We start from the raw sequence: 24,145 nt of genomic DNA on the forward strand, positions 1-24,145 counted from the left end.
CGCAGGAGAGGGCCCCATGAACACCGTCCGCCGAGGCGCCGCCGCGCTCGCCGCCGCCGCCGTCCTGCTCGGCACCGGAGCAGCCGGGGCCGCCAGCGCCGCGCCCTCCCCCTCCCCGTCGGCCGTCACGGTCCCGCCCGGCCTGTACGGCACGAAGGACCCGACCTACGACGGTGTCTGGCGCCAGTCGCTCGCCTTCCTCGCCCAGCGCGCCACCGGTTTCCAGCCCGCCGACCAGGCCGTGGACTGGCTCCTCGGCCAGCAGTGCGAGGACGGCTCGTTCAGCTCGTACCGCGCGGACGTCACGAAGGCCTGCGACGCGAAGACGATGCGGGACACCAACGCCACCGCCGTCGCCGTGCAGGCGCTCCGGGCCGTCCGCCGCCAGGCCGTCGACCCGCGGAAGATCGACCAGGCCGTCAAGGCCGGCTCCGACTGGCTGCGTACCGTGCAGAACAAGGATGGCGGCTGGGGATACAGCGCCGGCGGCGCCAGCGACGCCAACTCCACCTCGGTCGTCGTCGGCGCGCTCGCCGCGACCGGGGTGAGGCCCGGCTCGTTCACCTCCGCCGAAGGCCGCACGCCCTACGACGCGCTCCTCTCCTTCGCCCTGCCCTGCTCGGACAAGGCCGGTGCGGGCGCCTTCACGTACCAGCCGGACAAGACCGGCAAGCTGCTCGCGAACGCCGACGCCACCGCCGCCGCCACCCTCGCCGGGCTCGGCAAGAGCGTCGTCGCCACCAAGGCGTCCCCCGAGCAGCCCCCGGTCTGCACCGACCTGTCGAAGCCGACGGTCGAGCGGGCCGCGCTCAACGGCGCCTCCTACCTGGCGAAGGCCCTCGCGAAGACCGGCCACCTCACCCTGCCGCCGATGCCGGGCGCCACCGACACGACCGAGCAGCCCGACATCGGCAACACGGCCGACGCCGTCGTCGCGCTCGCCGCCTCCGGCGCCGCCAAGGAGGCGCAGCCCGCCCTCGAGTGGCTGGAGAAGAACTCCGCCGCCTGGGCGAAGGAGAGCGGCCCCGCCGCCTACGCGCAGCTGATCCTGGCCGCCCGCGCGACGGACACCGACCCGCGCGAGTTCGGTACGGCGGACCTGGTGGAGCAGCTCAACGCCACCGGTCCCGCGCCCAAGGCCCCCGACACCTCCGCGTCCTCGACGAGCGACGACGAGGAGTCCGGCTTCGACATCTGGTGGATCATCGGCATCGGCATGGTCGTCGGCGTCGGCATCGGCTTCCTCGTCAGCGGGCGCAAGAAGTGAGAACCGCCGGTGGGGTGACCGCGCGGGTCGCGGGCGCCGCGGCCGGGGCGCTGCTCGCCCTGACGGCGGTCGCCGCGACTCCGGCCCAGGCGGCCGGCTACCGCTACTGGTCGTTCTGGGAGAGCGACGGCGGCACGTCGTGGGCGTACGCCACCCAGGGGCCGGCGACCGCCCGCCCCGCCGACGGCGACGCGATCGGTTTCCGCTTCGCGGTCAGCAACGGCACGGACGACACCTCCGTGCCCTCCTTCGCGCCCGACTTCGCGAAGATCTGCGGGGACGTGGAGCAGAAGGGCGGCGCCAAGCGGGTCGCGGTCGTCGTCGACTTCGGCGGCCCGGCGGACGCCCCGCCCGGCGAGGCGCCGCCCGGGAAGCGGATCGATACCGGCTGCGCGCAGGTCCGCGAGGACGCGACGGGCGCGGAGGCGCTCGCCACGGTGGTGAAGCCCCTGCGGTACGACAGCGCGGCCATGCTGTGCGGGATCGCCGGCTACCCGGAGCGCGGCTGCGGCGAGCAGGTGGCGGAGAAGCCGCGGGAGAAGGAGAACGGAAGGGCCCCGGTGTCGGCGGCCCCGAGCGCCGGGGACGAGGGCGGCGGCCCGTCCTTCGGCGTGCTCGCGGGCGGGGCCGCCGTCCTGGCCCTGGGCGGGGCGGCGATCTGGAAGGCCCGCCGCCGCGGATGAGTGCGGTTCCCGAGCGGAACGGCGACCGCCATGGGCGGGACGGCGACCGCGAAAGCCCGCCGCCACGGATGAGGGCGGTTCCCGAGCGGGACGGCGACCGCCATGGGCGGGACGGCGACCGCGAAAGCCCGCCGCCACGGATGAGGGCGGTTCCCGAGCGGAACGGCGACCGCCATGGGCGGGACGGCGACCGCGAAAGCCCGCCGCCGCGGATGAGGGCGGTTCCCGAGCGGGACGGCGACCGCGATGGCCGGGACGGCGACCGGTGGCGTCGGCCCGGTCTCGGCGCCGGTGCCGAAAGCCCGCCGCCGCGGAAGAGCGCGGTTCCTGGCCTCGGTGTGTTCACGGCCCCCGAGGCGAGCCGTGCCAACGCCCTGCACGCGGGCGCGTGGTGGCTGTGGGCGCTCGGCCTCGCCGTCGCCGCCTCCCGTACGACCAACCCCCTGCTGCTCGGCCTGATCGTCGGGGTCGCCGGCTATGTCGTGGCGGCCCGCCGTACGGACGCGCCCTGGGCCCGCTCGTACGGCGCGTTCGTGAAGCTCGGCCTGTTCGTCGTCTTCCTGCGGGTCGTCTTCTCCCTGCTCCTCGGCTCCCCCATCCCGGGGACGCACGCCCTGTTCACGCTGCCCGAGGTGCCGCTGCCCGACTGGGCCGAGGGGGTACGGATCGGGGGGCGGGTGACGGCAGAGCAGCTGGTCTTCGCGGTGTACGACGGTGCCAAGCTGGCGGCCCTGCTGATCTGCGTGGGCGCGGCGAACGCGCTCGCCAATCCGGCGCGGCTGCTCAAGTCGCTGCCGGGAGCGCTGTACGAGGCCGGGGTCGCCGTCGTCGTGGCGATGACCTTCGCGCCGAACATGGTCGCCGACGTGGTCCGGCTGCGGACCGCCCGACGGCTGCGCGGCCGCCCGACCGGCGGTGTCCGCGCGGTCCTCCAGATCGGCCTGCCGGTCCTGGAGGGAGCGCTCGAACGGTCGATCGCCGTCGCGGCCTCGATGGACGCGCGCGGTTACGGGCGGACGGCGCGGGTCCCGGCCTCCGTCCGGCGTATGACGAACGTGCTGACCCTCGGCGGGCTCCTCGGCGTCTGCGCCGGTTCGTACGGGCTGCTCGCGGCGGAGGGCGCGCGGTACGGGCTTCCGCTGCTCGGCGCCGGGCTCCTCGCGGCCATGGCCGGGCTGCGGCTCGGCGGGCGCCGGACGGTCCGCACCCGCTACCGGCCCGACCTCTGGGGCGCCCGGGCCTGGCTGGTCTCCGGCTCCGGCGTGGCGGTCGCCGTCCTGATGATCTGGGCGAACGCGTACGCGCCGGACGCGCTTCACCCCGGGGTCGTCCCCCTGGAGGCGCCGGAGCTCCCGCTCTGGCCCGCCGCATCGGTCCTGGCGGGGCTGCTGCCCGCGTTCGTGGCCCCCGTTCCCAAGGAGAACGCGTGATCCGCTTCGAGAACGTCTCGGTGATCTACGAGGGGTCCGACGGGCAGCAGCCGCCGACCCTGCGGGACGTGGACCTCACCGTCCCCGAGGGCGAGCTCGTGCTGCTCGTCGGCCCCTCGGGCGTCGGCAAGTCGACCCTCCTCGGCGCGGTCTCCGGACTCGTGCCCCACTTCTCGGGCGGCACCCTGACCGGGCGCGTCACCGTCGACGGCCGCGACACCCGCACCCATCCGCCGCGCGAGCTCGCGGACCTGGTGGGCACGGTCGGCCAGGACCCGTCCGCGCACTTCGTCACCGACACGGTCGAGGACGAGCTGGCGTACGGCATGGAGTCCCTCGGCCTCGCCCCCGGTGTCATGCGCCGCCGCGTCGAGGAGACCCTCGACCTCCTCGGTCTCGCGGAGCTCCGCGACCGCCCCATCGCCACGCTCTCCGGCGGCCAGCGCCAGCGGGTGGCGATCGGCTCCGTCCTCACCCCGCACCCCAAGGTCCTCGTCCTCGACGAGCCGACCTCGGCGCTCGACCCGTCGGCGGCGGAGGAGGTCCTCGCGGTCCTCCAGCGCCTGGTGCACGACCTCGGCACGACGGTCCTCCTCGCGGAGCACCGGCTTGAACGGGTGGTGCAGTACGCGGACCAGGTGCTGCTGCTGCCGGAGGGCGTGATGGGCTCCCCCGCCGAGATCATGGCGGTGTCGCCGGTGCATCCGCCGGTGGTGGGGCTCGGTCGGCTCGCGGGATGGGACCCGCTGCCACTGACGGTGCGGGACGCGCGGCGGAGGGCGGGCGGCCTGAAGGCGCGGCTGGAGGGTCGGGTCCCGGCACCCTCAGCCCCGCCGGCGTTCGAGGCGCGGGGGTCCGGGGGCGGAGCCCCCGGTTTCGGGAAGGGGAGGGGCGGGGGACTCACCCTCTTCAAGCGGCGCCGCACCCAACCCGACACCCCCACTCCTCTCCTCCACGTAGAGGCCCTCGCCGTCCGCCGCGGCCGCGTGGAAGCCCTGCGCCGCATCGACCTCCAGGTCCACCCCGGCGAGACCGTCGCCCTCATGGGCCGCAACGGCGCCGGGAAGTCCACCCTCCTCTCGGCCCTGGTCGGCATGATCGCCCCGACCGCCGGCACCGTCCGCGTCGCCGGGCGGGCCCCGCACGCCACGGACCCCCGCGAGCTGATCCGCCAGGTCGGCCTCGTCCCGCAGGAGCCGCGCGACCTGCTGTACGCGGACACCGTCGCCGCCGAGTGCGCCGCGGCCGACGCGGACGCGGGCGCGGCCCCCGGGACCTGCCGGGCGCTGGTGTCGGAACTGCTGCCGGGGGTGGCGGACGAGACGCATCCACGGGACCTGTCCGAGGGGCAGCGCCTGGCGCTCGCGCTTGCCGTCGTCCTGACCGGTCGCCCGCCGCTGCTCCTCCTGGACGAGCCGACCCGCGGTCTGGACTACGCGGCGAAGGCCCGCCTGGTCACCCACCTCCGCGCCCTCGCCGCGGACGGGCACGCGATCGTCCTCGCCACGCACGACGTGGAGCTGGCGGCCGAGCTGGCGCACCGGGTGGTGATCGTCGCGGACGGCGAGCTGGTCGCGGACGGCCCGACGGCCGAGGTCGTCGTCTCCTCGCCCGCGTTCTCGCCGCAGGTGGCGAAGATCCTCGCCCCGCGGCCCTGGCTCACGGTCGAGCAGGTGAGGGAGGCGCTGTGAGCGTACAGCCCGTGCGGCTCGGACCACGCTCCGTGGCGGCACTGCTCCTGGTCTCCGTGATCGGGCTCATCGCCATCTGCTGGCCCCTGTTCGCCGACGCCGACTCGGCCGTCACGACGCACGCCGCCGACGCGCCCTGGCTCTTCGCCGCGCTCCTTCCGCTGCTGATCGCGGTGGTCGTCGCCACGATCGCCGACTGCGGGATGGACGCCAAGGCGGTGGCGATGCTGGGGGTGCTCGCCGCCGTCGGCGCGGCCCTGCGGCCGCTGGGGGCGGGGACGGCCGGGCTCGAGCCGATGTTCTTCCTGATGGTGCTGAGCGGCCGGGTCCTCGGGCCGGGCTTCGGATTCGTCCTCGGCTCGGTCACGATGTTCGCGTCGGCGCTGCTCACGGGGGGCGTGGGCCCCTGGATGCCGACGCAGATGCTCGCGATGGGCTGGTTCACGATGGGGGCCGGGCTCCTGCCGGGGCCCCGGAGGCTTCGGGGCCGGGCCGAGCTGCTGATGCTGTCCGCGTACGGGTTCGCGGCGGCGTTCGCGTACGGCACGGTCACCAATCTCTACGGCTGGGTGACGCTCAGCGGCGGGGGCGGCGAGGGGGCCGGCGGCTCGGGCGGGATCTTCTTCGTCCCGGGGGATCCGGCGCCCGTGAACCTGGCCCGTTTCCTCGCCTTCCTGGTGGCGACCTCGCTGGGCTGGGACCTCGGCCGGGCCGTCCTGACCGTCGTCCTCACCCTCACGGTCGGCGGCACGCTCCTGAAGGCGCTGCGCCGGGCGACACGGCGGGCGAACTTCGAGGCCCAGGTCACATTCAGGGCCCCCGCGGGGGGCCCGCCGGGTGAGGCGCCCCACAGGACCTACGTCACGTACGAGGCGGAATAGTAGCCGGGCGGTACCCGTACAAATCACCCATCACGGGGCATGACCTGCGGAAACCCCCCGAGGTGCCCTCCAGGTACCGGGGCCCCCGGTCCGAACCTTCCTCGTACAGGGGGTCGTTGCATCGGCGTTCCGGCCCTGGTTGTCTGGTGGACGTCGCCAGGCAGCCGGTGCTCACCGCAGCGCCTCGGACGGCCGGTTCCCCCCAGCTCCCGGGTCTCCCGGGCTCTGGTTCCGGCTTGCCGAAATCGCCTGGCGCGGCCCTTGTTCCCGACGTTAGGTCGACACCTTGTTCCGCTCGCTCACCACTCGTGTCTCTGCCCGCAACAAGAAGATCGCCGCCTCCGCAGCCGTGCTGCTGGGCGCGTCCGGTGCGGTGCTGGGCACGACGGGCACGGCTTCCGCCGCCAGCCCGCAGGAGCTCGCCAAGCAGATCGTCCCCGCTTCGCAGTACGCGTCCTTCAGCAAGATCGTCTCGCACGAGTCCGGCTGGAACCACACCGCCACCAACTCCTCCAGCGGCGCCTACGGCCTGGTCCAGGCCCTCCCGGCCTCGAAGATGTCCTCGGCCGGTTCCGACTGGAAGACGAACCCCGCCACGCAGATCAAGTGGGGTCTCAACTACATGAACGAGCGCTACGGCTCCCCGAACGCCGCCTGGGCGTTCTGGCAGGCCAACGGCTGGTACTAAGAGTCACCCGCCGCACAGCGCACCCGCAAGGCCCCGCCTCCCGCACAGGGAGGGCGGGGCCTGCGGCGTTTCCTGGCGGTCCGGTCCGGCCCTACAGCCGCTGGATGATCGTCCCGGTCGCCACCGCACCGCCCGCGCACATCGTGATGAGCGCGAACTCCTTGTCCGCGCGTTCCAGCTCGTGCAGGGCGGTGGTGATGAGCCGCGCCCCGGTCGCGCCGACGGGGTGGCCGAGGGCGATGGCGCCGCCGTTGACGTTGACCTTGTCCAGGCCGTCGAGGTCCCGCTCGAAGACCTGCGCCCAGCTCAGCACCACGGAGGCGAAGGCCTCGTTGATCTCGACGAGGTCGATGTCCCTGAGGGACATCCCGGCCTTGCCGAGGACCGCCCGCGTGGCGTCGATCGGCCCGTCGAGGTGGAAGTGCGGGTCGGCGCCGACGAGCGCCTGGGCGACGATCCGGGCACGGGGCCGGAGCTTGAGGGCGCGGGCCATCCGCTTGGAGGCCCACATCAGCGCGGCGGCACCGTCGGAGATCTGCGAGGAGTTCCCGGCGGTGTGGACGGCGGTCGGCATGACGGGCTTGAGGCGGGCGAGGCCTTCCATGGTGGTGTCGCGCAGGCCCTCGTCCCGGTCGACGAGCCGCCACATGCCCTGCCCCGCGGCCTGTTCCTCCTCCGTGGTGGGGACCTGGACGGCGAAGGTCTCGCGCTTGAAGCGCTCCTCGGCCCAGGCGTGGGCGGCCCGCTCCTGGGAGAGCAGACCGAGGGCGTCGACGCGTTCGCGGGTGAGGCCGCGGTGGCGGGCGATGCGTTCGGCGGCCTGGAACTGGTTGGGGAGGTCGACGTTCCACTCGTCGGGGAAGGGCTTGCCGGGGCCGTGCTTGGAGCCGGAGCCGAGCGGTACGCGGGACATGGCCTCGACGCCGCAGCTGATGCCGATGTCGATGACCCCGGCCGCGACCATGTTGGCGACCATGTGGCTCGCCTGCTGCGAGGAGCCGCACTGGCAGTCGACCGTGGTGGCGGCCGTCTCGTAGGGGAGGCCCATGGTGAGCCAGGCGGTGCGCGCCGGGTTCATGGACTGTTCGCCGGCGTGGGTGACCGTACCGCCGACGATCTGTTCGACGCAGTCGGCGTGGATGCCGGTGCGGCCGAGGAGTTCGCGGTAGGTCTCGCCCAGGAGGTAGGCGGGGTGGAGGTTGGCGAGCGCGCCTCCGCGCTTGCCGATGGGGGTGCGTACGGCTTCGACGATGACGGGTTCCGCGGCCATGGGCTCGTCCTCTCCTCGACCGGACGGGGCGTCCCGGCAGCCCGTCGGTCGGCGTCACGGGGGAACTAGTACGCGTTCTAGTTCTCAGAGCAGTCTTATGACTGCTACCGCGGGTACGCAAGGGTCCGGGAGGCAACACTTCCCGTTCCGCCCCTTGCTACTTGTAGAACTCGTTACTAACTTTCCCGGCAACTCCTGATGGCCCATCAGATATGGAGTGTGTTGCCGATGCCCTGCCCCCATCTCCCCGAAGGGTTCGACGCCACCGACCCCGATCTGCTCCGCGACCGCATCCCCTTCCCCGAGTTCGCCCGGCTGCGGCAGACCGCACCCGTGTGGTGGTGCCCCCAGCCGCCCGGCGTCACGGGCTTCGAGGACGGCGGGTACTGGGCCGTCACGCGCCACGCGGACGTCAAGTACGTCTCCACCCACCCCGAACTGTTCTCGTCGAACGAGAACACCGCCGTCATCCGCTTCAACGAGCACATCACCCGGGACCAGATCGAGGTCCAGAAGCTGATCATGCTTAACATGGACCCGCCCGAGCACACCCGCGTCCGCCAGATCGTCCAGCGCGGCTTCACCCCCCGCGCGATACGGAACCTGGAGACCGCGCTGCGCGACCGCGCCCACGCCATCGTCGACGAGGCCAAGCGCGGCGCGGACGCCGACGGCAGCCTCGACTTCGTCACGAAGGTCGCCGTCGAACTGCCCCTCCAGGCCATCGCCGAACTCATCGGCGTCCCCCAGGAGGACCGCTCCCGCATCTTCGACTGGTCGAACAAGATGGTCGCGTACGACGACCCCGAGTACGCCATCACCGAGGAGATCGGCGCCGAGGCCGCCATGGAGCTCATCGGCTACGCGATGAACATGGCCGCGGCCCGCAAGGAATGCCCCGCCGCCGACATCGTCAGCCAACTCGTCGCCGCCGAGGGCCAGGGCAACCTGTCCTCCGACGAGTTCGGCTTCTTCGTCCTGCTGCTCGCCGTCGCCGGCAACGAGACCACCCGCAACGCCATCAGCCACGGCATGCACGCCTTCCTCACCCACCCCGACGAGTGGGAACGCTACAAGCGGGAACGCCCGGCGACCGCCGCCGAGGAGATCGTGCGCTGGGCGACCCCCGTGGTCTCCTTCCAGCGGACCGCGACCCAGGACACCGAACTCGGCGGTCAGAAGATCGCCAAGGGCGACCGGATCGGGCTCTTCTACTCCTCCGCCAACAACGACCCCGAGGTGTTCACCGACCCCGAACGCTTCGACATCACCCGCGACCCCAACCCGCACCTCGGCTTCGGCGGCGGTGGACCGCACTTCTGCCTCGGCAAGTCCCTCGCGATCAAGGAGATCGAGCTGATCTTCAACGCGGTCGCGGAAGCCCTGCCCGACCTGACGCTCGCCGGCGAGCCGCGCCGGCTGCGGGCGGCCTGGCTGAACGGCGTGAAGGAACTCCGGGTCCGCGCGGGAGGCGGCGCCTCCGCCTGACGACCGGCCCGGAACCGGAACGCCACGGGGGACGTCCCACCCCGCATGCGGGGGACACCCAGAACAAGCCAGGCCACCAGAATCCTGACCACCATCGTCGCGCTGCTCGCGCTCCAGCTCGGCTCGCTCGTCGCACCGGCGTACGCCTGCGGCTGCGGTGCCATGATCCCGTCGAAGGCCGAGCGCATCGGCGTCGACCGGGAGGAGTCGGCCGTCCACTGGGACGGGCGCACCGAGACGATCGTCATGCGCTTCAACGTCCACGGCAACGCCCGGCACGCCGCCTGGATCATGCCGGTACCGAGCCGAGCCGGCGTCACCCTCGGCGACCCGGCGCTCTTCGACGAGATCGAACGCCTCACGGAGCCCGAGCGGCGCGACCGCTTCTACTTCTGGCCGCGCGCGGACGACTGGCCCTTCGGCGGCGGATACGGCGACGGGGCCGGGGCCCCGCCGCCCGGCGCGGGTTCCGGCGTCGGGGTCGTCGGCCGCGAGCGGCTCGGCCCCTTCGACGTCGCCCGGCTGACCGCCACGGACCCGAAGGCACTCGGTGACTGGCTCCGCGCCAACGGCTTCGAGCTGCCCGAGCGGCTGACCGGCGCGCTCCAGCCGTACGTGGACAGGAAGTGGGAGTACGTCGCCGTCCGCCTCGCGCCCCAGGAGAAGGACGCCGTCCTTCAGGGCGAGCTGACCCCCCTCCGCATCACCTTCGCCTCCTCCGAACTCGTCTACCCCATGCGCCTCTCCCGCCTCGCGGCGAACGACCAGACCCTCGGCCTCTCCATCCTGGCCGACCACCGGATGGAGCCCCGCTCCGCCATCGGCGGCGACCGCCCCGAGGTCACCTTCGCCGGCCGGATCGAACGCCCCGAAGGCGCCGTCGCCGGTCTCGCCGGCCAGGGACCGGTCCATCTGACGGTCCTGGAGCAGGAGTTCCCGAACCCGGCCCGGATCGACGACGACCACCATCTGAGGACCGTCGCCGACACCCCGTACCGCGAGGTCGAGTACCACGACCGGCTGCTGACGGTCGCCGGCGGCATCCCCGTCTGGCTGCTCACGACGGGCGGCGGCCTGCTGCTCGCCATATTCGCGGCGATCCTGGTCGTACGCGCGGGAAATCGGCGCCGCGCGGCCACCGGCGCCGGTGTACGTTCGGCCGTATGACGAACCCTCAGGTCAACCCTCAGTGGAACGCGGTGGACGACTACTTCGGCCGGACGATCGCACCGGCCGACGAGGCGCTCACCGCCGCACTCACCGCCTCCACGGCGGCCGGCCTGCCCGAGATCGCCGTCGCCCCCAACCAGGGCAAACTGCTGCACCTGCTCGCCCTGACGCAGGGCGCCCGGAGCATCCTGGAGATCGGCACCCTCGGCGGCTACAGCACCATCTGGCTGGCCCGCGCCCTGCCCGCCGACGGACGGCTGATCACCCTCGAGTACGACCCCGCCCACGCGGACGTCGCCCGCGCCAACATCGCCCGCGCGGGCCTCGACAAGCTCGTCGAGGTCCGCACGGGCGCGGCCCTGGACAGCCTGCCGCGGCTGGAGGCGGAGGGCGCGGGCCCCTTCGACCTGGTCTTCATCGACGCCGACAAGGTCAACAACCCGCGCTATGTGGAGTGGGCCCTGCGGCTCTCCCGCCCCGGCACGCTGATCATCGTCGACAACGTGGTGCGCGGCGGGCGGATCGCCACCCCGCACCCGGACGACCCGGCGATCACCGGCACCCGCGAACTGTTCGACCTCGTCGCCGCCGAACCGCGCCTGGACGCGACGGCCCTCCAGACGGTCGGCACGAAGGGCTACGACGGCCTGCTCTTCGCCCGCGTCGTCAGCTGACCCGGGGACGCGCTCCGGCCGTCAGCCGGCCGGGGGCGCGCCGGGCCGTCAGCTGACCCGGGAACACACTCCGGCCGTCAGCCGCCCGGGGGTGCGCCCTGCCGTCAACCGGCTGCGGGCGCGCTCCGCCGCCAGCCCGCGAACAGCGGCACCTCGCCCGAACCGTCGAGGACGACGACTCCGAAGGGCCGGTCGAAGGCGATCCGTTCCACCACCTGGTGACGGGGCCGGGCCGCGCTGCGCGGCATCGCCACCTGGGTGACGGCGGCGGCCTCCACACCCTCCTCCGCGATCTCGACCACCGCCTCCTGCACGACCGTGTCGATGTACAGGTCCGCCGCGGAGATCCCCGAGAAGTCGGCGCCCGGCCGCAGCGCCCGGCCGATACCGAGCGCGGCCAGGTGCTCGATCGCGTCGGTCTTCGTACGGAGGGTGAAGCGCGGCAGGGTGAGATCGGCCGATTCGGCGGCGAGCGGCCGCCGCTCACCGGCTCCGGCCCAGGCGGCGGGCAGCACCTCGCCGGGCCCGGCCTCCGGCTGCCCGAGCACGAACCGCACGCGCGGACCGCCCTCCCCCTCCCCCGCGCAGGGCAGCTCCACGACGGTGATCCCGTCCACGGACCAGACCCACCCGGCCGGGATCCGCCGCCGCATGGTCGGTACGGGCCGGGTGTCGCCGTACCCGTCGGTGAAGGGCTCGTCACGGGTGAGGTGCGCGGGAAAGGCGGTCAGCCAGGAGACCTTCAGCGCGAGGGCGTTGAGCAGGACGAGGTCCTCGGACCCGTCGAGATCGAGCGGCAACCGCGCGATCCGCCCTCGGGTGGCGTCGCGCACCCAGGCGTCCAGCTCCTCCTGGGCGTCGGGGATGTCACCGAGGGACATGTCGTCGGTCGCCCCGAAGACGTCATCGGGCAGCGCGAACCAGACGGCCCCGGGCAGCAGGCCGAACCGGACGTCGGGCAGCCCCCGCCGAAACGTCTCCCGGACCGGCATCCTGCTCCACACCCCGGTCGCCGCCGAGACCCCACCGGACCGTCCGAGCTGTCGCCCGAGACGGGTCACGGCCTCGGCGGCCCCTTCCCCCTCGACCCCGAGCAGCCCCCGCAGTTCCTCCCCGGTCCGCCCCCGCGCCCCGGAGGCGACGGCCCCGAGCGCGAGCCACAACCCGGCGGGCGAGACGACGAAGTCGCCGTCCCCCAGACGGGGCAGCCACCGCGCGGCCAGAACCTGTATCGCGTCCACCGGAAGGACGCCGGGGTGGTGGGTCATATCCTGCCTTCCATGAGCATCGTGAAGATCAACGTCCTGACCGTTCCGGCCGAGCAGCGCGAGGTTCTTGAGCAGCGGTTCGCGTCGCGGGCCGGGGCCGTCGAGGGGTCCGACGGGTTCGAGTGGTTCGAGCTGCTGCGCCCCCTTGAGGGCACCGACCAGTACCTGGTGTACACCCGCTGGCGCAGCGAGGAGGACTTCCAGGCCTGGATGAACGGTTCCATGAAGGCCGCGCACCAGGGTGGCGGCGGTGAGGGCGGGGAGCGGCCGAAGCCCGCTGCCTCCGGGTCCACCCTGTGGTCGTTCGAGGTCGTCCAGCAGGCGTCGCCCAAGAACTGAGTTGCGCCGCGGGCCGGACCGGCCGCGCGAAACCGAGCTGCGCCCCGGGTCGTGCGCGCCGCAGAATGGCGCGCATGACCTGGTCTTTCTCCCCCGAGCGCGTCGACACCCCCGACGCGACCTCCCTGCGCCGCGACTACTACGACGACGTCGCCAGCCGCTACTGGAAGCGACCGGCCACCGAGGCGGAGGTCGACGAGGGGCTGGCCGGTGACGGGGTCGAGCTGCTGACCCCGCCGACCGGGCAGTTCCTGGTCGGGCGGTACGAGGGGAAGCCCGCCGCCTGCGGAGGAGTCCTGATCCTCGACGAGGAACGCGCCGAGCTGACCCGGGTCTTCCTGCGTCACGCCTTCCGCGGCCTCGGCGGCGCCGGCGTCCTGATGGACGGCCTCGAGGACGCGGCCCGTGCGCTCGGTGCGCGCCGGATGGTCCTCAACACGCGGCTGGACCTGGTCGAGGCGCGCGCCCTGTACACGCGGCACGGGTACGCGGAGATACCGGCGTACTGCACCGGCCCGTACATGGACATCTGGTACGGCAAGGAGCTCTGACCCGCCGGGGCCGGTCGCGGTCAGCCGCTCCAGACGACGACGTCGAAGACCCCGCTCATGTCGTTGGCCTGCCCGGTCAGTTCCTTGACGGTGAGCCGGGCGAGCCTGCCGTCGTTCGTGCGGGCGCAGAGGACTAGACCGGTCTTCATCTTCATGCTCGCGGTGGTGCCCAGGGTGTCGACGACGCCCGCGCAGTCCGTGTGCGAGGGCGCCTTCGTGGAGTCCTTCCACACCAGCGCCTTGGTCCCGCCCTCGGGGTTCAGCATGTGGCTGGTGCCGAAGGGGTGGATGGAGAAGTCGTTCTCCTCGTTGATCTCGGACTCCACGGGGGGCGCGGAGTCCAGGTCCTTCGCGTCCGCGTACGTGATCGCCAGGGCGCCCTGCCACTCGACGGTGCCGGCCGGCTTCGCGGGCGGCGTCGGGGCCGTCCCGGGTCCCTGTGACTCCGGGGACGTCGAGGTGTCCGGGCTCTGCGACGCGGCCGGGGAAGCCGCCTCGCCGCCCGGAGCGCCGGCCGTGGTGGCCGAGGGCGCCGGGCCCTGCGCGGCGGGCGGCGCGGGCGGGGTGTTGTTGCTGGTCACCACGTACGTACCGACGACGCCGATCACCGCCGCGAGGAGCGTGGCTCCCGCGCCTATCCAGGCCCCTCGGTGGGAGGCCGGGCGGGCGGGGACGAACTGTACCGGTGCTCCGTATCCGCCGGGCGCTCCGGGCGCCCCGTAGCCGGGCTGTCCGCCGTACCCGCCCTGGTGTGGTTGTTCGCTGCTCATCCTGCCCGTCCCCCTGTGCCGTGATCTTGGAGGGGACAGCGTACTGAGGCCGTCCGAGCACTGATCAAGCGGCTTCGGGAGAGGGGAGCCGCGCCGTACGACGCCCCTACGCGTGGTGGTCGCGGGGCGGGTCCGGGTCGTGGGGCCGTTCCCCGTCCGAGCCGCAGAGCTCGGCCGTCAGCTCCTCCACCAGCTGGACGAGGTCGGTGGGCCGGTCGGGTCCCCACCAGTCGCCGAGGAGTTCGGCGAGGGACTCCTCCCGGGCCGCCGCGAGCCGCGTCGCCACCGCTACGCCCTCCTCGGTGAGCACGAGCTGGAGCCCCTCCCGGGTGACCAGGCGCCGTTCCTCCACCTGCCGGGAGGCCTCCGTGATCACCCGCAGCGGTACGGGCACGGTCTCGGCGAGCCGGGCCGGTTCGACGGTGCCGTGGCGGCGGACGCGGAGCAGCAGCCAGCTCGCGGCGGGCAGCAGGTCGAGCCCGGCGCGGGCGGTGATCTTCTCGTAGATCGCCTTGCGGCCCTCGCGGGAGCCGAGGACGGAGAGGGCGCGGGCGCATTCGTCGTACGAGGAGCGTTCGACGGGGTTGGAGGCGAGCGTCTGGCTGGTGTCGGGCGCGGTGACCGAGGCCCGCAGCTTGTCCTCCTTGAGGAACCAGGCGACGACGAAGGCGACGAGGACGACGGGTGCGGCGTACAGGAAGACGTCCGTGATGGACGTGGCGTACGCGTGGATGACGGAGGGGCGCAGGTCGGGCGGGAGCGCGGTGAGGGTGCGGGGGTCGGCGGCGACCTGCTCGGGGCCGATGCCCGGCGGCAGGTCCGGTCCCGCCGCGGCGAAGACGTCGTCGAGCTTGTGGGTGAGGCGGTTGGTGAAGATCGTGCCGAAGACGGCGACACCGAAGGAGGCTCCGATGGAGCGGAAGAAGGTGGCGCCGGAGGTGGCGACGCCGAGGTCCTCGTACGCGACGGCGTTCTGCACGACCAGGACGAGGACCTGCATGACGAGGCCGAGTCCCGCGCCGAAGACGAAGAAGTAGACGCTCATCTCCCAGGTGGAGCTGGTCTCCGTCAGTTCGTTGAGGAGGAGCAGTCCGAGGCCGGTGAGGGCGGTGCCGGCGATGGGGAAGACCTTCCAGCGGCCGGTGCGGGAGACGATCTGGCCGGAGGCCGTGGAGGTGATCAGCATGCCGGCGACCATGGGCAGCATGTGCACGCCGGACATGGTCGGGGTGACGCCCTGCACGACCTGGAGGAAGGTCGGCAGATAGGTCATGGCGCCGAACATCGCGAAGCCGACGACGAAGCTGATGACGGAGACCAGGGTGAACGTCCGGATCCGGAACAGCTTGAGCGGCAGTACGGGCTCGGCGGCCCGCCGCTCGACCCGCACGAACCAGACGAGGAGTACGGCTCCGAGGACGGCGAGGCCGATGATCTGCGCCGAGCCCCACGCCCAGGTGGTGCCTCCGAGGGAGGCCACGAGGACAAGACAGGTGGCGACGGAGGCGATGAGGAAGGTGCCGAGGTAGTCGATGGTGTGCCGGGTGGAGCGGACCGGGATGTGCAGCACGGCGGCGATCACGAAGAGGGCGACGATCCCGATGGGCAGGTTGATGTAGAAGACCCAGCGCCAGGAGAGGTGCTCGGTGAAGAGGCCGCCGAGCAGCGGGCCCAGGACGCTGGTGGCGCCGAAGACGGCGCCGAAGAGACCCTGGTACTTGCCGCGCTCCCGGGGGGACACGAGGTCGCCGACGATCGCCATCGACAGGACCATGAGTCCGCCGCCGCCGAGGCCCTGGATCGCGCGGAAGGCGATGAGCTGCGGCATGTTCTGGGCGATGCCGCAGAGGGCGGAGCCGATGAGGAAGAGGACGATGGCCGCCTGGAAGAGCTTCTTGCGCCCGTACTGGTCGCCGAGCTTGCCCCAGAGCGGGGTGGCCGCCGTGGACGCCAGCATGTAGGCGGTGACGACCCAGGACAGGTGCTCCATGCCGCCGAGCTCGCTGACGATCGTCGGCAGGGCGGTGGAGACGATGGTCTGGTCGAGGGCGGCGAGCAGCATGCCGAGCAGGAGCGCGCCGATCGCGACGAGGACGGTGCGGTGGCTCTGCCCCTCCCCCGGCGCGGGGGCGCCGCCGAGCTGGGAGGGGCTTGCTTCCTGGGCCATGGGCGTCTCCTCGGGGCGTCTCGTCGGGCGTCCCGCCGGACGGCCCATGGGACGGCCTCTCCATCCTGGTCCGAATGTCCGGTTACGGCCTCCGGAGGGGCACGACTGTTCGCCCGCCGGAACGGGGCGGGCTGCATAATCGCTCGCAGTTGTATCGGGGAGGGGACCCATCATGACCGGACACGTCTGTCCTGAATGTGGTGTAGACAGACCTGGCTGCGCCTGCGCCCGGGCGGAACTGGCGGCGGCCGAGGACTTCGATCCGCTCAGGATCAGGCCGTACGTGACGCTGGACTCGCCGGAGGGGGAGGGCGGTCTTTACGGGGCAGGGGACGGTCTTTACGGGGTGGGGAACGGCCCTTACGGGACGGAGGACAGCCCGTACGGGGAGGGGGACAGCCCGTACGGGGTGGAGGGCGGCGCCGACGACCCGCCGACGGCGCAGTTGGCGGCGATCCGGCCGGACGGGGGAACCGTCACCGCGCCGGTACCGGCACCCGCACCCGCACCCGCACCCGGGGCGTACGGAGCTGACACTCAGGGGGCGGGGGCCTACCCGGCCGACGCTCATGGAGCGGAGCCGTACCCCGGCCCTCACCACCCCGGGGGTGACCCCTCGGAGACGATGCCGCTGCTGCTGCGCGGCGTCGGGGCCGTACCGCCACCGTCCACCGAGGAGCGGGGCCGGGGCCGTCGGCGGGGACTGGTGGTGGCGGCCGTCACCGCCGTCGCCGTGGCGGGCACGGCGGCCCTGGCGGCGGCGGTGCTCGGCGGCGGGGACGGGGCCGATGACCGGGCGGCCGTGCCCGAGGTGACCACGAGCGCGTCCCTGAACCTGGCCGTGTCGGAGGCCCCGTCGCCGTCCGCCTCGTCCGAGAGTCCGGAGCCGGCCTCCTCCTCCCCCACCCCGCGCCGGACATCCGCGTCACCGACGCCCAGCCCCTCCGCGACCCGCACCACCGCGTCACCCAGCGCCTCGGCGAGCACCACGGGCGCTGCGGCGCCGACGGCGTCCCCCTCCTCGTCCTCGGCGCCGGGGATCGCGCCGCCGACGACGACGACGGCGCCGGCCACGACGGCGCCTCCGACGGAGGCGCCGGAGGAGGGTGGGGAGGCGCTGACCTTGAGCCTCGGCTCCACCGGGCAGGAGGTACGGGAGCTCCAGCGGCGGCTCACCGCCGTCTGGGTGTACCACGGTCGCATCGACGGCAGGTACGACGAGGAGGTCCGGGACGCGGTGGCCCTCTACCAGTCGTGGCGGTACATCCCGGGCGACCCGGTGGGCGTGTACGGCCCGGACACGCGCCGGATCCTGGAGGAGAGCACTTCCGACCTCTGAACCGGGGGCCGCCGCCCGGGCCGCTCCGGATCCCGGTATGCGGACCGGCTGGCCAAGACGGCCCTCGGTTTTGTATCGTAGAAAAACAAAGTGGCCCCGCCCGCATACCCTGACCGGTGGGCGGGACCGCTTCGTTCTCCGTACCACCCCTCTGGAGACCCGATGCCCGCCACCACCCCGGCAACGCTCACCGCCCGCGCCCTCCTCCTCGACATGGACGGCACCCTCGTCAACTCGGACGCCGTCGTCGAACGCTGCTGGCGACGCTGGGCGGAGCGGCAGGGCCTCGACACGGACGCCGTACTCCGGGTGGTGCACGGCCGCCAGGGGTACGCGACGATGGCCGTCCTCCTCCCGGACCGCCCGATGGACGAGAACTACGCCGACAACCGGGTCATGCTGGCCGAGGAGACCGCCGACCTCGACGGCGTCGTCCCCGTTCCCGGCGCCCTCGCCTTCATGGCCGCGCTCGCGGAGCTGCCGCACGCCCTGGTGACCTCGGCGGACGAGGCGCTCGCGCAGGCCCGGATGGGCGCGGCGGCACTGCCGATGCCGGAGACCCGGGTCACCGCGGAGCGAGTGGGGGCGAGCAAGCCGGACCCCGAGGGCTTCCTGAAGGGCGCGGCCGAGCTGGGCTTCGACCCCGCGGACTGCGTCGTCTTCGAGGACTCCGAGGCCGGCATCCTGGCGGGCCGCGCGGCCGGCATGAGGATCGTGGGCGTGGGCCCGCGGGCGGCGGCCTTCGCGCCGGACGTCCACGTCGCCGACCTCACCCACCTGCGGGTCGAGCCCGCGGCCGACGGTTCGATCCTCCTGACCGTCCTCCCGTAGGACACCGCTCCCGCACGACGGGAGCCGCCTCAAGACACGACGAGACCCCGGGCCGGGGACACGGCCCGGGGTCTCGTCGCACGCCCGGCCCCGAGCCGGGAAGCGAGCTGCGGCCCCTTCGCACACCCGCCCCCCCGGCCGGAAACGAGCCCGGGGTCTCACGCCGTACGCCCGGGGCTCCGCCCGCCGCTGAAGCCCCGGGCTTCATCGGGTACTTCACTCCCCATGAAGCCCCGTGCTTCATCGGGTACTTCACTCCCCATGAAGCCCCGGACTTCATCGGGCACTTCACACCCCTTGATGTGACGTGTCCATGTCGCCACTCTGTTACCTGGCGCATCCCCCACCGAAACCTGGCGCCGCCACGATGACCGGGCCGCCGCCCGGCACCCCCCGCGGGGACGGCACCCGGCCACAGTCCCCCCATCTCAAGGGAGTTCACATGCCCGTCGGCATGGTCTACGCGCGTCGAATCGCCGTTCTCGCCACCTCCGCCGCCCTCACCGTCACCGGCTTCCTCGCCACCGCGCCGGCCGCGCAGGCGGCCATGCCCACCCCGGTCAGCGCCACCACGGCCCGTACCTACCTGGCCGCCCTCACCGTGAAGGCGGAAGGTTCCTCCACCGGCTACAGCAGGGACCTCTTCCCGCACTGGATCACCCAGTCCGGCGCCTGCAACACCCGCGAGACCGTCCTCAAGCGCGACGGCGTGAACGTCGTCACGGACTCCAGCTGCGCCTCCGTCAGCGGCAGCTGGTACTCCGAGTACGACGGCGCCACCTGGACCGTCGCGTCCGACCTCGACATCGACCACGTCGTCGCCCTCTCCGAGGCATGGCGCTCGGGCGCCAACGCGTGGACCACCTCGCAGCGCCAGGCCTTCGCGAACGACCTGACCCGGCCGCAGCTCATAGCCGTGACGGACAACGTCAACCAGGCGAAGGGCGACCTCGACCCGGCCGAGTGGCTGCCCTCCAGGACCGCCTACCGCTGCACGTACGCCCGCGCGTGGGTGCACGTGAAGTACCACTGGAAGCTCAGCATCGACTCCGCCGAGAAGAGCGCCCTCCAGTCCGTCCTCAACGGCTGCTGACCCCAGACCCGCTGAATCCGCGTCAACGACGGCCGCTGAGAGGGTGAGGCCTGCCACACCCTCCCGGCGGTCGAATGTTGAACTTGCAAGTATTAGTGAGGGGTGCCTAACCTAGCGGCTCATCGGTTCCCGTCCCCACTGCCCGTCCACCCCACGGACGCGGTCAGGCCGAAGGAGTCCCCCCATGGACAACCCCGTCAACGCGACCGACGCGACGACACCCCACCACGCACCCGGCTCGCACGGTTCACCCGGCCAGAACGGCGCGAACGGCCTCGCGGGCCCCCTGAACCAGGCCCAGTCGTACGCGCTCGGTCTCTTCCGGATCGTCATCGGCCTGCTCTTCGCCTGCCACGGCGCCGCCTCGCTCTTCGGCGTCCTCGGCGGCGCGATGGGCGGTGGCACGATCCCGGCCGGCACCTGGCCGGGCTGGTACGCGGCCGTGATCCAGCTCGGCGCCGGCGTCCTGGTCCTGGCCGGCCTCGGCACCCGGAGCGCCGCGTTCCTCGCCTCCGGCTCGATGGCGTACGCGTACTTCAAGGTCCACCAGCCCGCGTCCCTCTTCCCGCTGCAGAACGGCGGCGAGACCGCTGCCCTGTTCTGTTGGGCCTTCGCGCTGCTCGTGTTCACCGGACCGGGCGCACTGGCCCTGGACCGGCTCTTCGGAACCCGGGGCGGCGCGGGCGCGACGCCCCCCAGGACGGGCGAGACCCCCAAGGAACACGGCACGCCGGTCGCCGCCTGACCCTTCACTGTTCACTCGGCGGAGCGGTACGGGCGCCGTACGGCGACGACGCCGTCGCGGCGCCGGGCGCGGACGCGGCGTCCGCGCCCCTCCGCCGAGTGGTACGCGGGCATCCCCGACCCGCCCTCGGTGTGCCCTCGACCCGCCGCCCGCACGGCCCTTCACGCCCTCGACCCGCCGCCCGCACGGCCCTTCACGTCACCGGCACGCCCCCGCGTACCAGGGCCCCCGGCACCCGCCCCGCAGGCGGTTCCCCGCCCCCGCGTAGGCTCTGGCCCTGTGAATCTGCTCGACAGCCTGGGATCGCTGCGGTCGCTCACCGCCGGCCCATGGATCTACCCGGTGGTGGCGACGTCGATCCTGCTCGACGTCTTCCTGCCCGTGCTGCCGAGCGGCTTCCTGGTGATCACCGCCGCCACCGCCGCGGCGACGGCCACCGCGGCCACCCCCGGCGTACCGTCACTGCTCCCCCTGCTCCTCTGCGCGGCCACGGCCTCGGTCCTCGGCGACTTCCTGGCGTACCGGCTCGCACGGCGGGGCGGTGCCAGGCTCGACCGGGCCATCGCCCGGTCGAAGCGCCTTTCCGTGGCGCAGGAACGTCTCGGCACCGCGCTGGCCCGGGGCGGCGGCCTCCTCGTCGTCCTCGCGCGCTTCGCCCCGGCGGGCCGGTCCGTGGTCTCGCTCGGCGCGGGCGCGGCGAAGCGGCGCGTCGAGGAGTTCCTGCCGTGGTCGGCGCTCGCGGGTGTCACCTGGGCCTCGTACAGCGTGGGGCTCGGCTGGCTCGGCGGTCAGTGGCTGGGCGCGACCTGGTTCAGCGCGGGGGTGTCGACCCTCGCGCTCTTCCTGGCGGGCGGTCTCGCCGCCTGTCTCATACGGCGTCCGGCTGCGGCTCCCGCGGCTGCGTCCTGACACCGGGGTGCGCCCCGCGCACCTCAAGGCCGTCGAGGAGTCTCGCGGTCGCCTCGGCGATCTCCTCCACGGCCCGCTCGAAGACCTCACGGTTGTGAGCGGCGGGGGCGCGGAACCCGGAGACCTTGCGGACGTACTGCAGGGCGGCGGCGCGGATGTCGTCCTCGGTCGCCTCCTCGGGCAGCGCGGGCGGTCGGAGCGTCTTGATGCTGCGGCACATGCCTCCAGTGTGGCGCGCCCCACTGACAACCGCCGAGAAGGCGCCCACCGGGCGCCCCCGCTCCCCCACCCGCCCGGCCGCGTCAGGGCAGAGGGGGCCCCTCCGCCTTCCCGACCTCATCAGGGCAGAGAGCCCCCGCCTTCTTCCCGGCCTCGTCAGGTGCCGAGGCCCCGTCTGCTACGCGCGTTGATCTCGGCGGCCCTGGCCCGAAGCTCACGCAGGGGCGTGGCGAGCTGTACGTCGACGGGTTCGGCCTCCCACTCGACGCCGCCGTGGACGGCCCGGATCCGAAAGCGCCCGGAGACGCTCTCCACATAGAAACCGACCCGTCCGGTGGCGGTGTCGCGGACGAGGTCACCGACCTCGGGCAGTGGCTGCACGCTTCCCCTCCGTCCCGGTCCTGAAGCTTGGGGGGACACCCAGGGAAGCCCGGCGGCCCCGCCCTGTCAACGTATCTCTAGAGATGTCCCCCGATGGATGGATCGGCGGGGCGGGGCGGCGCACACGTGTGCACCCTGGCCGCGGGGCGCGCCGTAGGGTGTCCCGCAAATGAAGGGAGTGGTCCGCCCGTGACTGACCAGGACAGCGCTCGTCGCCCCAAGTACCAGCGCATCGCCGATGAGTTGAGAACCGCGATCCAGTCGGGCGCCTTCGGGCCCGGCGACCGGCTCCCCGGCGAGAACGACCTCATGACGGCGTACGCGGTGGCCCGGATGACGGCGCGGCAGGCCCTCTCCGTGCTCCGCAACGAGGGTCTCGCCGAGGCCCGCAAGGGCGCCGGGGTCTTCGTCCGCGTCTTCCGCCCGCTGCGCCGCCGGGGCATCCCTCGGCTGTCCGGCGAGCGGTGGGGCACCGGGCGTTCGGTCTGGTCGGCCGACGTGGAGGACCGGGATCTGGTCGTCGACCAGATCGAGGTGGGGGAGACGGAGGCGGGCGCGCGGGTCGCGGAGGCGCTGGGTCTGGCGCCGGGCGCTCCGGTCTGTGTCCGGAGCCGGCGTTTCGTCCTGGATGCCAAGCCGGTGCTGCTGTCCGTCTCGTACCTCTCCGCGGAGCTGGTGCGCGGTACGCCGATCACCGAGCCGGACACGGGCCCGGGCGGCACGTACGCGCGGCTGACGGAGCTGGGTCACCGGCCGGTGCGGTTCCGTGAGGAGATCCGCTGCCGGATGCCCACGGCGGACGAGTCGGACCGGCTGGCCCTGGAGTTCGGGACGCCGGTGGTCCTGATCGGGCGTACGGCGTTCACCGGGGCCGGGACGGCCGTGGAGCTCAACGAGATGACGCTGGACTCGTCGGCGTACGTCCTGGAGTACGACTTCGACGCGTGACCTCGAACCGGCGCCCGGGATCGGCGTGGGCGACCTCGCCGGGGAACTCGGCGGCGGCCAGCGCGACGGCGTCCTCGGGCCGCGTCCCCGCCCCGACGTGGGTCACGACGAGCCGGTGGGCACCGGCCTCGGCCGCGCTCCGGCCGGCCTGCGCGGCGGAGTGGTGGCCGGGCACCTCGCCGTCGGCCTCGCACACGAACAGGTCGCAGTCCCGGGCGAGTTCGACGAGCGAGGGGCAGGGTTCGCAGTCGCCGGAGTAGACGAGGGACCGCCCGTCCCCGTCCTCCACGCGCAGCGCGAAGGCCGGCGGGCCGTGGGTGACGGCCCGGGACCGCAGGGTGAGCCCACCGATCCGTACGGCATGCCCGTCGTACAGCTCGTCCACGGCGAAGGCCTGCTCCACGGGGCTGCGGTCGGGTCCGTTGGTGAGGAACCCGGCGAGCCGGTCGGCGATTCCGGGCGGACCGAGGAGGGGCACCGGAAGCGGCACGTCGAGGCCCGCGTACAGCAGGGCGTAGTAGGCGGTGAGGAGGTCGGCGGAGTGGTCGGCGTGCAGATGGGAGATCCACACGGCGTCGACGTCACCGAGGGCGACGTACCGCTGGAGCTCGGCGAGGGTGCCGCTGCCGGCGTCGACCCAGACGCGGGCCCCGCCGCCTTCGACGAGGAGACCGGAGCAGGCGTTGTCCGGCCGGGCGAAGGGGGTGGCGGAGCCGAGGACGGTGAGACGCAGGGACTCGTCGAACATAGGACAACCCTAAATCAGCTCCCGCCGACTCTCCCGTTCTTGTGCGGACGACGTGAAGGTCATGCGTATTCTGTGTGCCCGTCGGGCCCCATCGGCGGGCGCCCGGCAGAAACTGAGGGACATTCATGCTTCGCGCACGCACGTTCGCGGCCGTGTCCGCGGCCGCCGCCTCCGGCATCCTGCTGCTGCCCACGCAGGCACAGGCCGCCGGCTCGGTCCACCTGTACAAGATCTACTACGACAGCCCCGGCTCGGACCTCCGCTCGAACACGAGCCTCAACGCCGAGTACGTGCAGATACGCAACACGACCGGCGCGGCGGTCAACCTGCGGGGCTGGACGCTCACGGACGCGGCCAACCACAAGTACACCTTCGGCAACTTCACGCTGGGCAAGGGCAAGATCGTGACGGTCCGCACGGGCCGCGGCGCGAACACCTCCGCGAACGTCTACCAGAACCGCGGCGCGTACGTCTGGAACAACGACCGCGATACGGCGACCCTGAAGAAGTCGAACGGCACGCGCATCGACGTCTGCTCGTACAACTCGACGCGGGTGGACTACAAGTGGTGCTGACCGCGCACCGCACCTGAGAC

26 protein-coding genes are annotated in these 24,145 nt (G+C 73.0%); 18 read left to right on the forward strand and 8 right to left on the reverse strand.

Annotation, left to right across the window (positions count from 1 at the left end; translation table 11 throughout):
• Positions 1-16 precede the first annotated feature (16 nt).
• From ACFVYX_RS25840 to ACFVYX_RS25865, 6 genes are all read left to right on the forward strand, one after another.
• Positions 17-1,267: a prenyltransferase/squalene oxidase repeat-containing protein gene (locus ACFVYX_RS25840; protein ID WP_389683868.1), complete on the forward strand. Its 1,251-nt coding sequence runs from the start codon at positions 17-19 to the stop codon at positions 1,265-1,267.
• 14 nt (positions 1,268-1,281) lie between these two features.
• Entirely contained in the window at positions 1,282-1,950 is a 669-nt protein-coding gene (locus ACFVYX_RS25845; protein ID WP_389683869.1) for an SCO2322 family protein, read from the forward strand.
• A 212-nt stretch (positions 1,951-2,162) separates the two neighbouring features.
• Positions 2,163-3,380, forward strand: a complete 1,218-nt coding sequence (locus ACFVYX_RS25850; RefSeq protein WP_389683870.1) for an energy-coupling factor transporter transmembrane component T — start codon at positions 2,163-2,165, stop codon at positions 3,378-3,380.
• The gene (locus ACFVYX_RS25855; protein ID WP_389683871.1) at positions 3,377-5,071 is read left to right on the forward strand and encodes an ABC transporter ATP-binding protein; all 1,695 of its coding nucleotides are present in this window, start codon (positions 3,377-3,379) and stop codon (positions 5,069-5,071) included. Before ACFVYX_RS25850 ends, ACFVYX_RS25855 begins: the two co-directional genes overlap by 4 nt.
• Positions 5,068-5,952: an ECF transporter S component gene (locus ACFVYX_RS25860; protein WP_389683872.1), complete on the forward strand. Its 885-nt coding sequence runs from the start codon at positions 5,068-5,070 to the stop codon at positions 5,950-5,952. The genes ACFVYX_RS25855 and ACFVYX_RS25860 overlap by 4 nt, the downstream gene beginning before the upstream one ends.
• Before the next feature lie 286 nt (positions 5,953-6,238).
• Positions 6,239-6,640, forward strand: coding sequence for a transglycosylase SLT domain-containing protein (locus ACFVYX_RS25865; RefSeq protein WP_389683873.1), 402 nt, complete (start codon positions 6,239-6,241; stop codon positions 6,638-6,640).
• A 91-nt stretch (positions 6,641-6,731) separates the two neighbouring features.
• Here the strand turns inward: ACFVYX_RS25865 and ACFVYX_RS25870 are convergent, their stop codons facing one another.
• Entirely contained in the window at positions 6,732-7,910 is a 1,179-nt protein-coding gene (locus ACFVYX_RS25870; protein WP_389683874.1) for a steroid 3-ketoacyl-CoA thiolase, read from the reverse strand.
• A gap of 228 nt (positions 7,911-8,138) precedes the next feature.
• Here ACFVYX_RS25870 and ACFVYX_RS25875 point away from each other — a divergent pair, with 228 nt between their 5' ends.
• From ACFVYX_RS25875 to ACFVYX_RS25885, 3 genes are read left to right on the forward strand one after another with little or no spacing between them, the layout of a single operon-like run.
• Positions 8,139-9,398 carry a cytochrome P450 gene (locus tag ACFVYX_RS25875; RefSeq protein WP_389683875.1) on the forward strand — a complete coding sequence of 420 codons (1,260 nt, stop codon included), beginning with the start codon at positions 8,139-8,141 and terminating at the stop codon, positions 9,396-9,398.
• A 45-nt stretch (positions 9,399-9,443) separates the two neighbouring features.
• A complete protein-coding gene (locus ACFVYX_RS25880) occupies positions 9,444-10,565 on the forward strand; it encodes a DUF2330 domain-containing protein (RefSeq protein ID WP_389683876.1) in 1,122 nt (373 codons plus the stop codon).
• The gene (locus ACFVYX_RS25885) at positions 10,562-11,242 is read left to right on the forward strand and encodes an O-methyltransferase (protein ID WP_389683877.1); all 681 of its coding nucleotides are present in this window, start codon (positions 10,562-10,564) and stop codon (positions 11,240-11,242) included. The genes ACFVYX_RS25880 and ACFVYX_RS25885 overlap by 4 nt, the downstream gene beginning before the upstream one ends.
• Positions 11,243-11,346: 104 nt before the next feature.
• Here the strand turns inward: ACFVYX_RS25885 and ACFVYX_RS25890 are convergent, their stop codons facing one another.
• Positions 11,347-12,510, reverse strand: coding sequence for a serpin family protein (locus ACFVYX_RS25890; protein ID WP_389683878.1), 1,164 nt, complete (start codon positions 12,508-12,510; stop codon positions 11,347-11,349).
• A 12-nt stretch (positions 12,511-12,522) separates the two neighbouring features.
• Here ACFVYX_RS25890 and ACFVYX_RS25895 point away from each other — a divergent pair, with 12 nt between their 5' ends.
• Positions 12,523-12,849, forward strand: a complete 327-nt coding sequence (locus ACFVYX_RS25895) for an antibiotic biosynthesis monooxygenase family protein (protein WP_389683879.1) — start codon at positions 12,523-12,525, stop codon at positions 12,847-12,849.
• Between the two features lie 65 nt (positions 12,850-12,914).
• A complete protein-coding gene (locus ACFVYX_RS25900; RefSeq protein WP_389683880.1) occupies positions 12,915-13,400 on the forward strand; it encodes a GNAT family N-acetyltransferase in 486 nt (161 codons plus the stop codon).
• Positions 13,401-13,420: 20 nt separating this feature from the next.
• On the opposite strand, the gene ACFVYX_RS25905 is transcribed toward ACFVYX_RS25900, so the two are convergent.
• From ACFVYX_RS25905 to ACFVYX_RS25915, 3 genes are all read right to left on the reverse strand, one after another.
• Positions 13,421-14,170, reverse strand: coding sequence for a hypothetical protein (locus ACFVYX_RS25905; protein WP_389683881.1), 750 nt, complete (start codon positions 14,168-14,170; stop codon positions 13,421-13,423).
• A gap of 106 nt (positions 14,171-14,276) precedes the next feature.
• Positions 14,277-16,337 (reverse strand): DHA2 family efflux MFS transporter permease subunit, encoded by a 2,061-nt coding sequence (locus ACFVYX_RS25910; protein ID WP_389683882.1) that lies wholly within the window; start codon positions 16,335-16,337, stop codon positions 14,277-14,279.
• A gap of 594 nt (positions 16,338-16,931) precedes the next feature.
• Positions 16,932-17,477, reverse strand: a complete 546-nt coding sequence (locus ACFVYX_RS25915) for a hypothetical protein (RefSeq protein ID WP_389683883.1) — start codon at positions 17,475-17,477, stop codon at positions 16,932-16,934.
• Between ACFVYX_RS25915 and ACFVYX_RS25920 the strand changes: the two genes are divergently transcribed.
• From ACFVYX_RS25920 to ACFVYX_RS25940, 5 genes are all read left to right on the forward strand, one after another.
• Positions 17,461-17,676 carry a peptidoglycan-binding protein gene (locus tag ACFVYX_RS25920; RefSeq protein WP_389683884.1) on the forward strand — a complete coding sequence of 72 codons (216 nt, stop codon included), beginning with the start codon at positions 17,461-17,463 and terminating at the stop codon, positions 17,674-17,676. The genes ACFVYX_RS25915 and ACFVYX_RS25920 overlap by 17 nt on opposite strands.
• Before the next feature lie 162 nt (positions 17,677-17,838).
• Positions 17,839-18,507, forward strand: coding sequence for an HAD-IA family hydrolase (locus ACFVYX_RS25925; protein WP_389683885.1), 669 nt, complete (start codon positions 17,839-17,841; stop codon positions 18,505-18,507).
• 442 nt (positions 18,508-18,949) lie between these two features.
• On the forward strand, positions 18,950-19,600 hold the full coding sequence (locus tag ACFVYX_RS25930) for an HNH endonuclease family protein (RefSeq protein WP_389683886.1): 651 nt from the start codon (positions 18,950-18,952) through the stop codon (positions 19,598-19,600).
• A 184-nt stretch (positions 19,601-19,784) separates the two neighbouring features.
• Positions 19,785-20,345, forward strand: a complete 561-nt coding sequence (locus ACFVYX_RS25935; protein WP_389683887.1) for a DoxX family protein — start codon at positions 19,785-19,787, stop codon at positions 20,343-20,345.
• 285 nt (positions 20,346-20,630) lie between these two features.
• A complete protein-coding gene (locus ACFVYX_RS25940; protein ID WP_389683906.1) occupies positions 20,631-21,254 on the forward strand; it encodes a DedA family protein in 624 nt (207 codons plus the stop codon).
• Here the strand turns inward: ACFVYX_RS25940 and ACFVYX_RS25945 are convergent.
• The gene (locus tag ACFVYX_RS25945; RefSeq protein WP_389683888.1) at positions 21,214-21,474 is read right to left on the reverse strand and encodes a DUF2277 domain-containing protein; all 261 of its coding nucleotides are present in this window, start codon (positions 21,472-21,474) and stop codon (positions 21,214-21,216) included. The genes ACFVYX_RS25940 and ACFVYX_RS25945 overlap by 41 nt on opposite strands.
• A 155-nt stretch (positions 21,475-21,629) precedes the next feature.
• The gene (locus ACFVYX_RS25950; RefSeq protein ID WP_389683889.1) at positions 21,630-21,854 is read right to left on the reverse strand and encodes a hypothetical protein; all 225 of its coding nucleotides are present in this window, start codon (positions 21,852-21,854) and stop codon (positions 21,630-21,632) included.
• A 189-nt stretch (positions 21,855-22,043) separates the two neighbouring features.
• On the opposite strand from ACFVYX_RS25950, the gene ACFVYX_RS25955 reads away from it, so the two are divergent.
• Complete coding sequence (locus ACFVYX_RS25955; protein WP_389683890.1) at positions 22,044-22,802, forward strand: GntR family transcriptional regulator; 759 nt, start codon at positions 22,044-22,046, stop codon at positions 22,800-22,802.
• Here the strand turns inward: ACFVYX_RS25955 and ACFVYX_RS25960 are convergent.
• Positions 22,744-23,550: an MBL fold metallo-hydrolase gene (locus ACFVYX_RS25960; RefSeq protein ID WP_389683891.1), complete on the reverse strand. Its 807-nt coding sequence runs from the start codon at positions 23,548-23,550 to the stop codon at positions 22,744-22,746. The two genes, ACFVYX_RS25955 and ACFVYX_RS25960, sit on opposite strands and share 59 nt — an antisense overlap.
• Positions 23,551-23,675: 125 nt before the next feature.
• Here ACFVYX_RS25960 and ACFVYX_RS25965 point away from each other — a divergent pair, with 125 nt between their 5' ends.
• Positions 23,676-24,125, forward strand: a complete 450-nt coding sequence (locus ACFVYX_RS25965) for a lamin tail domain-containing protein (RefSeq protein WP_389683892.1) — start codon at positions 23,676-23,678, stop codon at positions 24,123-24,125.
• Positions 24,126-24,145: the final 20 nt, after the last annotated feature.

The organism is Streptomyces sp. NPDC058326, from assembly GCF_042879855.1.
Classification (GTDB): Bacteria; Actinomycetota; Actinomycetes; order Streptomycetales; family Streptomycetaceae; genus Streptomyces.

What these genes read in the sequence shown, in the direction of transcription:
- ACFVYX_RS25840 (WP_389683868.1), top strand. Translation starts at nt 17, where the DNA reads ATGAACACCGTCCGCCGAGGCGCCGCCGCGCTCGCCGCCGCCGCCGTC.
- ACFVYX_RS25850 (WP_389683870.1), top strand. Translation starts at nt 2,163, where the DNA reads ATGAGGGCGGTTCCCGAGCGGGACGGCGACCGCGATGGCCGGGACGGC.
- ACFVYX_RS25870 (WP_389683874.1), bottom strand. Translation starts at nt 7,910, where the DNA reads ATGGCCGCGGAACCCGTCATCGTCGAAGCCGTACGCACCCCCATCGGC.
- ACFVYX_RS25875 (WP_389683875.1), top strand. Translation starts at nt 8,139, where the DNA reads ATGCCCTGCCCCCATCTCCCCGAAGGGTTCGACGCCACCGACCCCGAT.
- ACFVYX_RS25880 (WP_389683876.1), top strand. Translation starts at nt 9,444, where the DNA reads ATGCGGGGGACACCCAGAACAAGCCAGGCCACCAGAATCCTGACCACC.
- ACFVYX_RS25885 (WP_389683877.1), top strand. Translation starts at nt 10,562, where the DNA reads ATGACGAACCCTCAGGTCAACCCTCAGTGGAACGCGGTGGACGACTAC.
- ACFVYX_RS25890 (WP_389683878.1), bottom strand. Translation starts at nt 12,510, where the DNA reads ATGACCCACCACCCCGGCGTCCTTCCGGTGGACGCGATACAGGTTCTG.
- ACFVYX_RS25895 (WP_389683879.1), top strand. Translation starts at nt 12,523, where the DNA reads ATGAGCATCGTGAAGATCAACGTCCTGACCGTTCCGGCCGAGCAGCGC.
- ACFVYX_RS25900 (WP_389683880.1), top strand. Translation starts at nt 12,915, where the DNA reads ATGGCGCGCATGACCTGGTCTTTCTCCCCCGAGCGCGTCGACACCCCC.
- ACFVYX_RS25905 (WP_389683881.1), bottom strand. Translation starts at nt 14,170, where the DNA reads ATGAGCAGCGAACAACCACACCAGGGCGGGTACGGCGGACAGCCCGGC.
- ACFVYX_RS25910 (WP_389683882.1), bottom strand. Translation starts at nt 16,337, where the DNA reads ATGGCCCAGGAAGCAAGCCCCTCCCAGCTCGGCGGCGCCCCCGCGCCG.
- ACFVYX_RS25925 (WP_389683885.1), top strand. Translation starts at nt 17,839, where the DNA reads ATGCCCGCCACCACCCCGGCAACGCTCACCGCCCGCGCCCTCCTCCTC.
- ACFVYX_RS25930 (WP_389683886.1), top strand. Translation starts at nt 18,950, where the DNA reads ATGCCCGTCGGCATGGTCTACGCGCGTCGAATCGCCGTTCTCGCCACC.
- ACFVYX_RS25935 (WP_389683887.1), top strand. Translation starts at nt 19,785, where the DNA reads ATGGACAACCCCGTCAACGCGACCGACGCGACGACACCCCACCACGCA.
- ACFVYX_RS25945 (WP_389683888.1), bottom strand. Translation starts at nt 21,474, where the DNA reads ATGTGCCGCAGCATCAAGACGCTCCGACCGCCCGCGCTGCCCGAGGAG.
- ACFVYX_RS25960 (WP_389683891.1), bottom strand. Translation starts at nt 23,550, where the DNA reads ATGTTCGACGAGTCCCTGCGTCTCACCGTCCTCGGCTCCGCCACCCCC.
- ACFVYX_RS25965 (WP_389683892.1), top strand. Translation starts at nt 23,676, where the DNA reads ATGCTTCGCGCACGCACGTTCGCGGCCGTGTCCGCGGCCGCCGCCTCC.